Raw genomic sequence first — 14,192 nt, 5'->3', positions numbered from 1 at the left:
CCAGTCCCTCCGTACGGAGGGCACCGGCGCAGCTGACGCTGCTCTTACTGTCCATACCGTCACACCTTTCCTCGGAACATCGCCTACCTGCCAGACGCGCGACACAGCGCAGAAGTTCGCATGCCGGACAGACCTCACCCGGTCGTGGGAGTCGTCCGGCGCCTGGCTGACAGCTCAGCCCGGCAGACGGCGCACGCGACGGCAGCGGACCCGTTTCGCGCCTCGTCGACCGTCAGATGGAGCGACCTCTTCGACGAGAGCTGCTACTGGTACACCGAGCCGCCCCAGCCGCAATACGCTCGCCGAGACCCCACCGCGCCCTACTGCGGTGCCGGCGCCGGGAAGACCGCAGTGCCAGCCTCAACGGCAGGCGCATCCACACGGACAGCGAGGCCCGCGGCCAGTCCGTCGGCAAGCCGGGCCGCGACAACGGCGTGGACCCACCGGGCGAAGTCGTCCAACGTCGCCAGACCGGCGTCACCGATGCGCTCCAGCTCCCGGTGCTGCAAGTCGCGGTCCAGCTCGGCGACCACCGTCTTCAGCACCGCGGTCTGCTCGTCAGACATGAGACGTACGGGGCCGGTGAGTTCCACCGTGACGCTGTGGGGGTGACCGCGGTCGGGGGAGCACCTATGGTCGGCTGGTGCGTCGCCGGAGGCGAAGTGGTACAGGTACGCCGTGAACGTGTGTCCGCTGGTCAGCGTGGCCTGGCCAAGAGAGGCGTTCTGTTCCAGAACGTGGTGGACGAAGTGCAGGCGCGCGGTGTCCACCGGGGTACCGTCCTTGAGGTACACGGTCAGGTCGGGCAGGGCCAACTGGGCCATCGCCACTGCCGCCCGGCAGTCGTTGCACCCCTCCCGGCCAGCCAGCGGGACCGTCGGGTGATGCTTCAGGAGATGTTCGTAGAAGGCTAGTTCGTCTGCCCTCAGACCGGTCCGGTCATCTGCCAGACCATGCGTCCACCAAGTTTCGGCGATCTCACTGCACTCGGGGCAGGCTGCTATCTCGGAAGCCACAGTCACACCGTCACCCTATCCATCTCCCGCCCAGGTCGAGGCCGGCTACGCCCTCCCCACCGACGGAACAGTCGGGGGCAGGGCCGCCTCCGGTGACCGTACGCACAGCGGCGGCGCATTCCACCGCAGGGGTGACCAGCCGCAGCGCCTTGCCCATATTCATACCGGCGTCGATCAGGATGAGCCGAAGCGGAAGGTGCCGCCGGACCCCACGGCGCAGCCGACGGCACCTTCCCCGGGACCCGCCGCTGGTCGGCATAGGCCGCATCCGACCGCACGCCAGCCGACCGGCTCAAGTCCAGCGCCGCCGCCCGAGGCATTCGCGTGTCGCAGCCACCCGGAGACGCGCCTGTGCACCTTCGGACCCGCCCACGTCACTACGCTGACCGGCGGGATACCGAAGGCGAACAGGAAGACCATGACGCACGCGACCGGCCGGATCGACACGCTGCTGGACCAAGGCGTCCGCGACAAGGTCTACCCCGGCGCCGTGTGGGCCACCGGCAACGCCACCGGCATCCGCGCCTCTGGTGCCACCGGCGTCCTGGACCCCGAAGAGCCGGACACACGGATGAGGCTCGACACCGTCTTCGACGCCGCCAGCCTCACCAAGATCCTCGCCGTGTGGACGTCCATCGGCGCCCTGTGGGAGGACCAGGTCCTCGACCTCGACACCCCCCTGGGCGCCTTCTGGAACGAGACCACCGGGTACCCGCTCGGCGCGGTGACGGCTCGCCAACTGCTCACCCACACCGCGGGCGTCCCGCTACGAGCCCAGCTGAAGAACCTCTACGGCGCCGACCCCCGCGCCATCCGGGCCGGCGTCCTGCACGAAGCGCTCCACCGGCCGCCCGGCGAAGCCGTCGAATACACCGACCGCGCCGCCCTCATCCTCGGCTACCTCGCCGAACACCTCTCCGGACAGAGCCTGGACCAAATCGCCACCCAACGGACCTGGCGCCCCCTCGGCATGGAAGCCACCCGCTTCGGCCCCCTGCCCCCGGCGGCCGCCCAGGCCTGCGCGCCAACCGAACTCGACCAGGACACCGCCACCCACCTCAAGGGAACCGCCCACGACTTCTCCGCCCGCCTGCTGGGCGGGGTCTGTGGCATCGCCGGCGCCTTCACCACCGCCCACGAGCTCGCAGCCTTCCTGCGCTACATGCTCACGCCCCAAACCGCCCCCGCACCGGCCGGATTCGGCGCCAAGTGGACTGCCTGCTCGCTGACCCTCCACACCAGCGGCCTTGAGCCCGAACGCGGCCTGTTCTGGCACCCGGCCCCCCACACCAGCGCCGACGAGGACGTGTGGGTCCACTACGGATTCACCGGCACCGGCATGTGGATCTCCCCCGCCCAAAACCGGTGGGCCGTGCTGCTGACCAACAAGCTGTACTACACCCGCGACCGAGAGCCGCTCACCAACATCCGCAACGCCTTCCGCCAACTCGCCTTCCCCTAGCCAAGATTCCCGGAGGCCGCAACCGAACCCGGCTCGCTCCGGGCGTGTGACCACCGCCCCTCGTGCCCCGGTGATCAATTACTTCGCAGTGCCCAGGGCGCGCAGGCCATACCGCCCGATCGCGCGACACGAGGATCGTGAACGGCCGCTTCCTCAACCCCGGTGCTCCGACGCCACTGCAGACTCGCGATCGGGACGGACGCGTGCTTCCGGGCCCGCGCCACGGCGCTCCCGCTCGCCGACCGTAGCCCCTGACCTGGTACGCAAGCTCTGGGTGAGGAGCCCTCATCCGGCGTCGGCGGCCGGTCCACGGACCGGGCGCCGACGACTGCGCGGGGCAAGGTCTGCGAAGACGCTCTTCGTCAACCACGACGGCATCCGGGGCCGAATTCTGTTGCATTCGCAGACGGGCCGCCCCACCGTGTGTCTTCCCCGCCCGACGCCGCTTACGAAGGAGCGGGGAGAGCCAGCGCCCGCCGTCCACACCGGATCGACAACTCCCAACCCGCACAGCAGCCTTGAAGGAGAGCCCCGTGCCGCTGCATGCCACCCGCGTCCGCGCCGATACCGCGACCGCCACGGTCGTGAGCGCCTCCAAGGAGGTGGCCGACTGGGTGCTGCGCTACTTCGGCCCGTGGTGGAACGCCACCCCCGTCGCCGCGCCGGCCGAGAACGCGGGCGTCACCGACGGCGGCGGCCTCCTCCTTGCCGATGCCGACCCCGCCCGACTGCAGGACCTCCACCGCCAGGTCGCAGACCTGGACACCACCGAAGTCACCTACGCAGGAACCCGCACGCTGGTCGCCGAGCCCGAGCCCGGCGCGATCTACGCCGTCCAGCCCGATGTGCACCTCGCCTACTACTACACCCCGGCCACCAGCCGACTGGTGATCGTCGGAGCGGAGACCCAGCCGGTCGCGGTCGCCGCCGCGCGCCTGACCCGAGAGCTGGTCCGCGGCCAGCTGCTGCACGCCGGCTTCCACATCCTGCACGCCTCGGCCGTCGTCCGCGGCGGCCGCGCACTGCTCTCCTTCGGTCCCAAAGGGGCGGGCAAGACCACCACCGCCCTCCTCCTGGCCCGCGCGGGCTTCGAACTGCTCGCCAACGACCGCGTCTTCATCCGCACCGAAGACGGCACCGTACGCATCCTGCCCTGGCCTTCCGCCGCGGCGATCGGTCTGGGCCTGCTGGACTCCATCGGACTGTACGACGCCGTGCGCGAGCGCGTCCTCGCCGGTGAACAACTCCACCCCACCCAGCACCAGCGCGTCACCGACGCCCTCCACGCCGGCGGCCGCACCCCGCTCCGGAACGACCAGGGCAAGGAACTCAAGCCCCAGTTCTTCCCCGACCAGCTGCCGACCTGGCTCGGCATCCCCCTGGCAACCGGCGCGCACGCCGCAGGGCTCCTCTTCCCCCAGATCACGGCAGGCATCCCGCCCCACGTCCTCGACGCGCGGCGAAACCTGACCGAGGAGGACTTCTTCACCGCCCAGACGGAAGACCGCTACCCCGACATCTTCCGCCTCACCCCGGCGCGGGCAGTCCCGACGACCGAACTGGCCGACCAACTCACCCTGCTGCCGAACCGCTCCGTGAACCTGAGCCACGACGTAGCCGTCTGCGCCGACCTGCTGGTGAAAACCGCCGACGATCTACTCGCCGCGTAGAGCAGCCGAGGCTCCCACCTCACCTCCGCCGGCCTCCGCAGCCCCCGGTGGAGTGACTGCCGGGATCACATATCTTCTGGCCGCTGGTCAGTGGGGTCGCCAGCGGGTGAAGACGCACTCGTTGGGGCCAGCGTGAATTCCGAAGGGTATGCCGATGGGGGCGAGCGCGAAACCCTCTCCTGGATCGAGGACGGTGTAGCCGCACCGGGCGTAGAAGGCACCAGGTCGCGTTCGGTCTCGTACGAGCCGTACAACAGGAGGTACCCGAGCTGTTCATGGACTTCGCAGCGGGAAGGGATTCTCATTGGTGAGGAATCAGCGACCAGCAGGAAGTCCACCGCCGCCGCAGGCTGGAGAGCCCTGTCGGTTCCCCAGACACCAACGAAGGCCAGCGAGTTGTAGGACAAACTCGACGCTCTCGCCATCGTGACCGCGAACCTCTACCACGAGAGCCTCGAGTTGAAGAAGAAGGTGAACCGGCGGCGACAGCAGAATCGCCTCGCCGTTCTGACTGGCGGCGCCGATCCGGACTCCGGCTGATACGGGGCATGCCGACGACCTGTCCAACGGGCCCCACCCCGCCACCGGGCGGCATGACGACGGCCCCGCCGCCCGGCTCGGTCCCCTGCACGGGCTGCTCAGAACGAACCTGGTACGACGATCTCCTCGCCTTCACCGTGGGGCGGCTCGAAGCGCGCGACGAAGTCCGACAGGGCACTTTCTGTTACGGCTAGCGCGTTGGCGTCCGCCCGGAGATTCCGCGCGGCAAGACGCCGCAGCAACTCCTCCTGATCGACGGGGAAGTACAGCAGCCGGGGCCTGCCGCCGGCGTCTTCGACGAGCTTCCGCCACTCCTCGCGGGACTGCCGTGTCCATAGACCATGGTCCACAACGACATCGCGGCCCTGGCCAACGAGGTCGACCAACCGGCTGCGGACCTCGGCGACAGCAGGTGCCTCCCGCTCGAAGTACTCGTTCTCCGGGTAGTCCACGCCATAGCGGCCGTGATCGCGGGCCACCGTCTCATCGACCGATAGGCGCACGACGCCTGAGGGTTCCAGCCTCTGCTGGGCGTACGTCGTCTTTCCCGCCCCGGTCAATCCGACCAGCAGATAGACGACAGGGCCCTCACCTACAGGACTGTCCTCATGCACATCCACTGGACGCTCCCGGCCATACCCGCACGTGATCACCGATCGTCCCCGAGGATGCCGATCAGTCGCGGGGACGTTGGTAGGTGTAGCAGGTGTACCGGTCGCCGTGGCTGATGTACTCGCCGTACCCGATGACCGTCCCGTCAGCGTCGAAGAAGTTGTTGTACCCGACGAACCCGGTCGACTCTCCACGCCTGTACAACTTCACGCTGCGCAGTTGGACGATCACCAGGGATGCGCAATTGTGATCCACCTAGCTCACGGTCCATCAGCTCCCCGAAAGCAGGTTCCAGATGAAGCGGATCGTCGCCCGACTGTGGCGCATCATCCGAGGACCGATGCAGTGGCGCGTCCTGTGGCTCGCGCACGCCAAGTTCATGGTCGGCGTCACCGGCGTTGTACGCGATGACCAGGGCAATGTCCTGCTCCTGCGTCACCGGATGTGGCCGGAGGACCGGCCTTGGGGTCTGCCCACGGGCTACGCGATCAAGAGCGAGGAGTTCCCGCTCACCATCGCTCGCGAAGTGAAGGAAGAGACCGGTCTCGACGTCAAGGCCGGTCGGCTCGTACACCTCAAGAGCGGCTTCAAGCTCCGGCTCGAGGTGGCCTACGAGGCCCAGCTGGTCGGAGGAACGATCAAGATCGACTCCTTTGAGATCTTGGAGGCCGCGTGGTTCTCCCTGGACTCCCTGCCCGAGGGACTCCAGGAGTCGCACCGGGATCTGATCCACGGGAAGACGACGGCCTGACCGGCCGTCTTTTCGCCCTCAACGAGCACTTGGCCGACAACACCGGCACCGAGCCGCTCCTGATAGCCCTGATGTGGCTGCGCGCCGCTTCGACGACCTCACCGCGCAGCACCCCGAAGACACCTTCCTGCCCTTGCCACGGGCCCTCAGCCGATGGCAGGAGGCGGGGTGGGGCACGGCCGACTCCCTCGAAGACCGAAACGCGCAGGACGGGTTGGCGGGGGCTGGGATCCGGCCGTGGCCGCCGACCCGTACCCGGGCACCCTGAGGCGTCACGAGCTCGTTGGCCGGAACCGGGCGAACAGCGGGCCGTACGCCGTGAGCGCCGCTTCGCGCTCCAGGAGCGGATAGTCGAGGAGTTTCTCGATGATCCGGTGCTCGACGAGGATCCGCTCGGCCTGTTGGAGCAGGACGGTGTCGCCCAGTTCGGTCAGGTGGACCCCATCGCTCCACAGGCTGACCGGATCGTCTGCGGCAGCTGCCGGGGCGAGGTTTCGGGCTGCCGCGGCGAAGGGGGTCCACACGTTCAGGAAGAGGGCTCCGTGGCCGACGGCGGTCGTGGCGGCGGCTTCGTTGTAGCGGGCGAGCTCGCCGTTCATCTCTCCCACGGTGGCGGGGGCGTCGATGGGACCGAACGGTGTCTCGGAGACGACGATGATCTGGCGGGCATGACCGCTGAGCTGGTTCAGCATCGTGGTGAAGTGCCGGGTGTACTCGTCAAGGCCGACAGCCTCAGCCGTCCTACCCTGGAAGCGGCGCCAGACGTCGTTGATGCCACAGCCGAGGAACACCAGGTCGTAGCCGAAGCCGTCCACCGTCAGAGCGTTGTCGACGATTCCGGCGATGTCCCGGCTGGTGGCGCCGCCCTCGCCGTGGTTCTTCACGTCGAAGGTGACGTACGGCCAGGCGGCACGCAGGGACAGCGCGAGGCGGTGGACCCAGCCGCGCGAGTGCCAGCCCTCGACGGTGACCCGGGAGCCGGGCTCGGGCAGGTCGGCCTGCGTGGTCATGCGGGAGTTGAACGCCTCCAAGTGCTCCATGATCGAGGTACCGAAGAACCCGACGCTCAGGGTGCGGACGTCATCGCGCGGCGCGGGCGCGCCCTCGACGGTCCGGCGGGTGCCGGCCGGGACACCGGTGTCGACGGCGTCGGGGGCGATGCTGTAGGAGACGACCGTGTTCGCGCCGACCCGTGCGTTCGCCCCGATACGGACCCCGGCCGTGACGGTGACCTTGGGGGACAGGATCGCGCCCGCCTCGATGATGATCGGGGCAGCCTCGAACCCGGACGTCCACGGCACAGACTGCCCACCGGGCGGGTGCGCGACGGGGCGGCGGGTGTGGTCGCGCAGGTCGACCGTGCTCGACAGGGTGCAGCCGTCGCCGAGACGGATGCCGGCCATGGCGGAGACGAAGATGCACTCTCCCATGGAGACGTCGTCGCCGATGGCGACGGTGGCGCCGCGGTGCACCTGGATGGTGCAGCCGCGCCCGATGGAGACCCGGTCGCCGATCGTCAGGTGGGCGCCGGGGGCGATCTCGACCACGAGGTCGTCGGGCAGCGTGCAGCTGTCGCCGAGGGTGAGCGCCGGGCCGTGTTCGGCGCTCAGCCGCTCAGCGACGGACCGGTCGGGGGAGGTCGTGCTGGTCATCGCAGGTCGGTCCTTCGCTTGCCACGGACGTTCGCCAGGGCGCCGGGCTCAACGTACCGGCTGCGAACGAGCCTTGCCGGACGCCAGCTCCAACAAGCCTGGCGGAGCATGCCGATGACGAGCGCGTCGGCCAACCTCGTCGCCAGGATGCACCAGCGCGACATCTGCTCAGCCCAGCAGGCCCGCCTGGTCGCTGGATACCACTCAGGACCGGACTGGGTACCGCCCGCCGCTGCCCGCTGTACCGCACCGGCCAGCCGTAGGACAAACCCGCCGGCCGCAGAGGGCTGAATATCGGCCCTGGCCGGAGGGCCGCATGGCGCGGCGCCCGGCACACCGACATCATCACGACTTCGCGTACACGCACCACGAGGAGACCAGCCACATGCCCCAACTGCCCGACGAGAACTGTGCGACCGAGCTGCGCAACAAGGCCGTCGACCAGCTCAAGGAGGACGGCACGATCGTGTCGCCGCGCGTCGAGGCTGCCCTGCGCCAGGTACCCCGGCACCTGGCCCTACCCGAGGCGTCGCTCGAAGCCGCCTACAGCACATATGACGCCGTGATCACCCAGGCGGACGAGGACGGCCACCACACCAGCTCGGTCTCCGCCCCGCAGATCCAGGCCATGCAGCTGGAACAGGCCGATCTCCACCCCGGAGACAACGTGCTGGAGATCGGCACCAACGGGCCGAACGCCGCCTACATCGCGGAGCTCGTTGGGCCCAACGGGCAGGTCACCACCGTCGACATCGACTCCCAACCGGCCGACCGTGCCAAGCGGTTCCTCACCGAGACCGGCTACACCGACGTCAACGTCATCGTCGCCGACGCCGAGCACGGAGTCCACGGCCACGCCCCCTACGACGCGATCATCGTGACCGCCGGCGCCTGGGACATCCCACCCGCCTGGACCGAGCAGCTCAAGGACGACGGCCGGCTCGTCGTGCCGCTGCGCATCAACGGACTGACCCGCACCTACCGGTTCGTCCGGCAGGGCGACCACCTCGTCGCCACCAGCGCCCACGTGTGCGGCTTCGTGCCGGTACAGGGCGCCGGCTCCCACACCCAGCAGACGATGCAACTGCCCGGAGACAAGGGCGTCACCCTGTACTTCGACGAGGGGCTGCCCGCCGACCCGACGCTGCTGGACGGCGTCCTGGACACCCCTCGCGCCGAGACATGGACCGGGCTGAGCATCCCCAACCGGGAGCCCATCGGCACCCTCCAGATGTACCTGGCGACCCACGTGCCGACGTACTGCTCCATGTCCATCGACCCTGAACTGGCCACCGGCGCGATCGGCCCCACCAACCTCAACTTCTCCATGGTCGCGATCGACGGCCCGAACTTCGGCTACATCGTGCTCCGCCGCGACCAGGAGAAGAAGACCGGGGAGTTCGGGTTCCACGGCTTCGGTCCCGACGGGGCCGGCTTCGCCAAGCGGCTGGCCGACATCGTCCGCACCTGGGGCAGGCAGCACCGCGGTGCTCCCGGCCCCCGCATCGCCCTCTACCCGGCGGCCACGCCCGATGACCGGATCACCGGCGGCCGGATCATCGACAAGAAGCACCGACGGATCTCGGTCTCCTGGCCGACCGCGTAGATCGCGGCGCGTCCCGTAGGCGACAGCGCCGGCCTCGGACGCCTGTCGGCGGGAACCTCTTCGCCGACCAGCCGGACATCGGGGTCGTCGTCTCCACGAGCCCCGTCGGCAACGTCCTGCTCCTCCCCGGGGCCTCCACGACACCAGTGTGTGAATGGCCGCGGCTGCGGCGGGAGTACCCGGCGGGCCGGGCGGGTGGAGAGGCAGCCGGCGCCGTTCCCGCGTAAGGGCTCACGGGCCCAGGGATTCAATTCAGGCGTTGTTCCGGCTGCCCGTCCACCAGCCCGGTCAAGAGCGGTACGGCGCGGGGCGGGATGAAGGACGGCCAGGCACCACTTCCGCTTCAGGGCTCACGGCCCAAGGTCACACGCAGGTGTTCGTCCTGGCCGCCCGTCACCTCGTCCCGGCCGTCCGCCGTGGGGAACATGACGTGTTCCTGGTAGAGCTGGTCGGTCCGAACACAGTGGTGCAGGCCGCTGAGCAGTCGGTTGCCCACGTGGCGCAGCGCCGCCGCGTAGCCGTCACCGCGTTGTCGGCGCGCGTCGTACAGGGCGCGGCAGCCGGGGGAGCGGGTGAGCGCGCCGAAGGCCCACTGGTGGACGGTCGCCTTGAGCGCCCGGTTGCACACCGTGCGGTGGACGACGGTGTGGCTGCTCCCGGAGGACCAGGTGATGGGGGCCGTGCCCGCGTAGGCACGCAGATGGCGCCCGGTGGGGAAGCGCTCGGGGGCGTCGCCGATCTCGGCGAAGAGACGGGCGGCGACGATGGGGCCGCAGGCCGGGAAGGACCGGTAGATCCGGTGGTGGGGGTGGGCGGAGAACCGCGTGTCGGCCAGATTGGACAGGTGCTCGGCGTGCTGGCAGGCGATGGACAGCTCGGCGAGGTGGAGCCGGGTGCGTTCGCCCATGGCCTGCTCGGTCTCCGGCCGCTGGCGCAGGGCCGACGCGGCGAACAGGTCCCGCAGCCGGCCGGCTTCTTCGTCCAGGAGCCGGGTGCGGCCGGCGGCGGCGAGCGTGTCGTGAAGCCGCCGCTTGGACAGGGCGGCGGCCTGGCGCGGTGTCGGTGCCAGCGCGAGTACCGCCCGTGCCTCCGGCCGGCGCAGCCCGTGCTGCGTGCCCGACCACGCCTCGACGGCGGCCGGGAAGTACAGGCCGAGGTGGGATCGCAGCCGGAGCATGATCGCGCGGGCCGCCTGCGTACTGGATGCCTGGGTGCGGGCCAGCACCGCGATGGCGGCGGCCTGGTCGGAGTTCTCGGGCAGGAAGGAGCGCCGGCCGGGGTTCTGCCGGATGATGTCGGCCAGCAGGGCGGCATCGCCGCGGTCGGACTTGGAGACGGCGGCACCGTGGCGGCCGCGGTAGCGGGAGGTGACCGCGGGCGGGATGACGACCACCGGCTGGCGGCGGCGCTGCAGCTCGGCGACGAGCAGACGGGTGCCGTCCTCGATCGCGATGGGCACCTGGCGCCGGGAGAAGCGGTGCGAGGTCGGGTTCAGGGCACGCAGGGCCCCAAGGATCTGCTCGACGCCCTCACGGGACTCCTCGACCCGAAGGTGGAGGACCACCTTCCCTTCCTCGTCGATGATCACGAAATCCTGAAGTCCCCATGACCAGTCGATCCCGGCCCACCACCGGCCCATGCACGCGCTCCCTCTAACCTGAGTGATGCATATATACATCACCCTGGTGGGGTGTCAGATCACCGGGGCCGGGTGCGGGATCATACGGAGGACAGCGAGTGATCAGGACACTTCCAGGGGGCGACATGCGCGGCGACAAGGCGCCCCACGCGTACACCGACGGCGAATGGCCCGCCGAGGTCTCGGTCCATGCGGACGCGCCGCCGGGCGTGCACTACGCCCTCGTCCTGGCCCGCGCCCTCGACGACGCCCTCACCCGGCGGGGCCTCTCGCAGCGATCGGCCTCCACCCGGGCGGGACTGAACGCCACCGCGGTCGGCCGGATCATCCGCGGCCTGGTCTACCCCGACCTGTCCACCATCGCCCGCCTCGAGACCGCGCTGCAGACCGACCTGCTGCCCCGGCACCTCTTCCGCACCCTGCCGGCCTCCGACGCCACGACCGAGAACACCCCGGACACCTGAGTCGCAGCCGGCAGCGGAGGGCCACCGGACAATTCCCGGCACGCGCCCCGTGCGGCGCGTACGCTCCCGGCCATGAGTGAACTGCGCTGCGTGTTCTGCGGCGTCCCCGTACGGCGGCGCCGCGAACACGTGCTGCCCACCTGGTTCCTCAGCCGCCACGACGGCCAGGGCCCCTTCACGGCCGAGGTCAACGGGCAACTGGTCGCCTACGCCAGCGGCCGGGTGGAACGCGACCACCTCACCCGGCTGATGCTGCCCGCCTGTGGAAAGAAGGAAGAACCGGACGGCGGCCGGGACTGCAACGGATGGCTCAACACCGTCTTCGAGCAACCCGCGAAGACCCCGGTCCGCGCCGCGCTCGACGATCTGGCCCCGATCGCCGGTCCCTCCGTCCGGGCCCTCGCCCGGTGGGCCGCGAAAACGCTGCTGCTGGCCGCACACCCCGACGCTGTGTATGCCGCACCGCCCCAACGCGACCGTTCGGCATGGGAGTTCCCCATGTCCTGGCTGCCCGGGCTCCGGAACACCGGTGCGCTGCCCGCCGACCTGTCGCTGTGGCTGGGCATCATCAACCCCGAATCCCGCGACGACGCCTCTGTACCGGACGAACGGATCCTGCTCCCGCGGATCCACATCCCCGGGCGGCCGGGGGAGTGGGCCAGGCGACCAACCTCGGCTTCGGCCTCCCCGACGGGACGCTGGCACAGTTCCAGCTCCTCAGCCACCCCCTCATGGACATCGACCACCCTCTCGAAGAGGCCGGGAGCGTGGTGAAGCTGTGGCCGCAGCCGCCCGATCTGCTGGACATCAGCGTCCTGCCCGTCCTCAGCCGGGAAACCGGCCGACGGTTCACCGGCACGTTCATCCGGGGCGGAACCTCGATCGAGCTCACGCCCGGACAGCGCTGGTTCCCCCAAGACCTGCTCGGTGCACGCGTCCATGTACGCCTAGGACCGGAGTAAATACGGCGCCCGCTCCGCGCTGCCCGAAGGCACCTGCGTCACTCCGGCCGTCGAACTCCACGGGCTCCCAAGGCAACCCTGCCGTTCCCGCACCCTCCTGGGCAGCCTCGAGTTCCGACTTTGCCGCGTCAGTGGTAGGCCGCAACCCCGGCGAAGACGAGCGCCATGGTGGTACCGACGGCCCCGCCACCGAACAGCACCGCACGGGCCCACCCCATCCCGGTCCGTGCGGCGAGCCACCCAGCAGTACCGCCCACGTTCACGGAGAAGGACAGGGCAAGCAGGAGAGACAGGACATCAACGCGGCTCATCAGGGCTCCTCGTACGGCCGGAGCGGCACTCCGGCAGGTCGGGAAGCGACTGTTCCTGTCCAACTGCCGTGTCCCACAGGTATCCGCTGCAAGTTGGACAGCACGCCGGCAGCACGCCGGTGCCCGTCTCCGCGGCGGCGACCGGCATCGGCTGCAAAGATGATCTGCCGACAACCTCCGGCTGACGGCAGTGGAAAGAGAGGGGAGGGCGTACACCGTGGGGGAGAAGCTCAACTTCGGTCAGCAGATGGCCGAACTGGGAGAATTTCGCCGTCGATACCTCGACCGCCAGCCCTCCGACCGCGCCCTGGCGGAGCGCGCCGGCGTCGCGCCGACGACCATCGGAGACTGGCTGCGCGGTGCCCGCTTCCCCCGCCAGGTGAACGAACTGCTGACCATCGTCGACGCCATCGGAGCGGAGGCGCGACGACGCGGTGTCGAGCCGCCCGCGGGCCGGACCCTCTTCGAGAGGGAACACTGGCGTGACCAGTACTTCGACGAGGCAGCCCGGCGCGCACGCCACGCCCAGGCGGCTGCGAAAGAGGCCCAGGCCCGCGAAATCTTGGATGCCCACGAGCGGCCAGGATGGCGCGTACGCGACGTCCCTGACCCCTTCGCCCTGGAGGTCCACCCGGCGATCGACGGCCCCGGCGACGACCGACCCGGCTCCTTGCCTCTCCTGCCTGCGTATGTGGAGCGCGACCATGATGCGCTGCTGCGTGAGGCGGTACACGGCGCCCGCCACGGGCGCAGCACATGGGTGACCTTGATCGGTGGATCCTCCACCGGCAAGACCCGTGCCTGCTGGGAGGCGGTCCAACTCCTGCCAGACGACTGGAGGTTGTGGCACCCGATCGAGCCGACCCTCACGGAAGCGGTGCTCACCGGCCTGCCGGAGGTCGGACCCCGCACCGTGCTCTGGCTCAACGAGATCCAGCACTATCTGCTGACCAGCGACCGCTCTGTCGGCGAGCGGGTAGCCACCGCCTTACGTGAACTGCTGCGTACACCCGGGCGCGGCCCCATCCTGGCGCTCGCCACCGCACATCCCGAGGACTGGGCCCGCCTCACCGCCCCCTCGACTCCGTCCTACGACGCCTGCCCCCAGGCCCGGGCCCTGCTCACCGGGGCCGCCGTCAGCGCGCGGATCCCCGACCAGTTCTCATGCGAACCCTCGGCCCTGGCCAAGGCGGCACAGGCCGACCCGCGCGTCGCCGAGGCCTCCGCCCACGCCGAAGAAAGCCGGCTCACCCAGTACCTCGCGGGCGTGCCGGCATTGCTGGAGCGCGTCGACGGGGCCGCACCGATGGCCCGGTGCCTCATCACCGCCGCGGTGCAGCTGCGCCGCCTCGGCCACGGCCTGGCGTTGCCCGAGCGCGTATTGGAAGTCACCGCAGCTGCCCTCGCCCCCGACTACATGTGGGATGAACACGCCCGCCCGGGATGGCTCGAGAACGCCCTGGAGTATCTTTCCGCCCCGTGCCGAGGCGTCCCCGGCCCCCTGAGC

Annotated in this window: 13 protein-coding genes and 1 pseudogene; 8 read left to right on the top strand and 6 right to left on the bottom strand. The window is 69.9% G+C overall.

Going from position 1 to position 14,192, the window contains the following annotated elements; genetic code table 11:
- Positions 1 to 320: 320 nt before the first annotated feature.
- On the bottom strand, positions 321 to 1,022 hold the full coding sequence (locus AOK08_RS25180) for a hypothetical protein (RefSeq protein WP_157876782.1): 702 nt from the start codon (positions 1,020 to 1,022) through the stop codon (positions 321 to 323).
- A gap of 412 nt (positions 1,023 to 1,434) precedes the next feature.
- Here AOK08_RS25180 and AOK08_RS25175 point away from each other — a divergent pair, with 412 nt between their 5' ends.
- A complete protein-coding gene (locus AOK08_RS25175; protein ID WP_055530117.1) occupies positions 1,435 to 2,478 on the top strand; it encodes a serine hydrolase domain-containing protein in 1,044 nt (347 codons plus the stop codon).
- Between the two features lie 533 nt (positions 2,479 to 3,011).
- Positions 3,012 to 4,148, top strand: a complete 1,137-nt coding sequence (locus AOK08_RS25170) for a phosphoenolpyruvate carboxykinase (ATP) (protein ID WP_055530115.1) — start codon at positions 3,012 to 3,014, stop codon at positions 4,146 to 4,148.
- A gap of 638 nt (positions 4,149 to 4,786) precedes the next feature.
- Here the strand turns inward: AOK08_RS25170 and AOK08_RS25165 are convergent.
- Entirely contained in the window at positions 4,787 to 5,308 is a 522-nt protein-coding gene (locus tag AOK08_RS25165) for a P-loop nucleotide/nucleoside kinase family protein (protein WP_241827081.1), read from the bottom strand.
- A 55-nt stretch (positions 5,309 to 5,363) separates the two neighbouring features.
- Positions 5,364 to 5,555, bottom strand: coding sequence for a hypothetical protein (locus AOK08_RS45920; protein WP_157876781.1), 192 nt, complete (start codon positions 5,553 to 5,555; stop codon positions 5,364 to 5,366).
- 40 nt (positions 5,556 to 5,595) lie between these two features.
- Here AOK08_RS45920 and AOK08_RS25160 point away from each other — a divergent pair, with 40 nt between their 5' ends.
- On the top strand, positions 5,596 to 6,051 hold the full coding sequence (locus AOK08_RS25160; protein ID WP_055530113.1) for an NUDIX domain-containing protein: 456 nt from the start codon (positions 5,596 to 5,598) through the stop codon (positions 6,049 to 6,051).
- A gap of 272 nt (positions 6,052 to 6,323) precedes the next feature.
- Here the strand turns inward: AOK08_RS25160 and AOK08_RS25150 are convergent, their stop codons facing one another.
- Positions 6,324 to 7,703, bottom strand: coding sequence for a GDSL-type esterase/lipase family protein (locus AOK08_RS25150; protein ID WP_055530110.1), 1,380 nt, complete (start codon positions 7,701 to 7,703; stop codon positions 6,324 to 6,326).
- Positions 7,704 to 8,088: 385 nt separating this feature from the next.
- Between AOK08_RS25150 and fxlM the strand changes: the two genes are divergently transcribed.
- Complete coding sequence (fxlM, locus tag AOK08_RS25145; RefSeq protein ID WP_055530120.1) at positions 8,089 to 9,309, top strand: methyltransferase, FxLD system; 1,221 nt, start codon at positions 8,089 to 8,091, stop codon at positions 9,307 to 9,309.
- 343 nt (positions 9,310 to 9,652) lie between these two features.
- Here fxlM and AOK08_RS25140 read toward each other — a convergent pair whose 3' ends face one another.
- Positions 9,653 to 10,948, bottom strand: a complete 1,296-nt coding sequence (locus AOK08_RS25140) for an IS110 family RNA-guided transposase (RefSeq protein WP_055530107.1) — start codon at positions 10,946 to 10,948, stop codon at positions 9,653 to 9,655.
- A gap of 125 nt (positions 10,949 to 11,073) precedes the next feature.
- Here AOK08_RS25140 and AOK08_RS25135 point away from each other — a divergent pair, with 125 nt between their 5' ends.
- From AOK08_RS25135 to AOK08_RS25125, 3 genes are all read left to right on the top strand, one after another.
- Positions 11,074 to 11,412, top strand: a complete 339-nt coding sequence (locus AOK08_RS25135; protein ID WP_055530106.1) for a helix-turn-helix domain-containing protein — start codon at positions 11,074 to 11,076, stop codon at positions 11,410 to 11,412.
- A gap of 72 nt (positions 11,413 to 11,484) precedes the next feature.
- On the top strand, positions 11,485 to 12,186 hold the full coding sequence (locus AOK08_RS25130) for a hypothetical protein (protein ID WP_157876780.1): 702 nt from the start codon (positions 11,485 to 11,487) through the stop codon (positions 12,184 to 12,186).
- Entirely contained in the window at positions 12,144 to 12,374 is a 231-nt protein-coding gene (locus tag AOK08_RS25125; RefSeq protein ID WP_157876779.1) for a hypothetical protein, read from the top strand. The genes AOK08_RS25130 and AOK08_RS25125 overlap by 43 nt, the downstream gene beginning before the upstream one ends.
- Before the next feature lie 128 nt (positions 12,375 to 12,502).
- On the opposite strand, the gene AOK08_RS25120 is transcribed toward AOK08_RS25125, so the two are convergent.
- Positions 12,503 to 12,685, bottom strand: coding sequence for a hypothetical protein (locus AOK08_RS25120; protein WP_055530102.1), 183 nt, complete (start codon positions 12,683 to 12,685; stop codon positions 12,503 to 12,505).
- Positions 12,686 to 12,902: 217 nt separating this feature from the next.
- On the opposite strand from AOK08_RS25120, the pseudogene AOK08_RS25115 reads away from it, so the two are divergent.
- Positions 12,903 to 14,192: pseudogene (locus tag AOK08_RS25115) on the top strand (hypothetical protein); the annotation flags it as partial.

It is taken from the genome of Streptomyces graminilatus (assembly GCF_001418565.1).
Taxonomy (GTDB): Bacteria; Actinomycetota; Actinomycetes; order Streptomycetales; family Streptomycetaceae; genus Streptomyces; species Streptomyces graminilatus.
The sequence above is the reverse complement of the archived record's forward strand: the minus strand, read 5'-3'. Positions and strand labels throughout refer to the sequence as shown.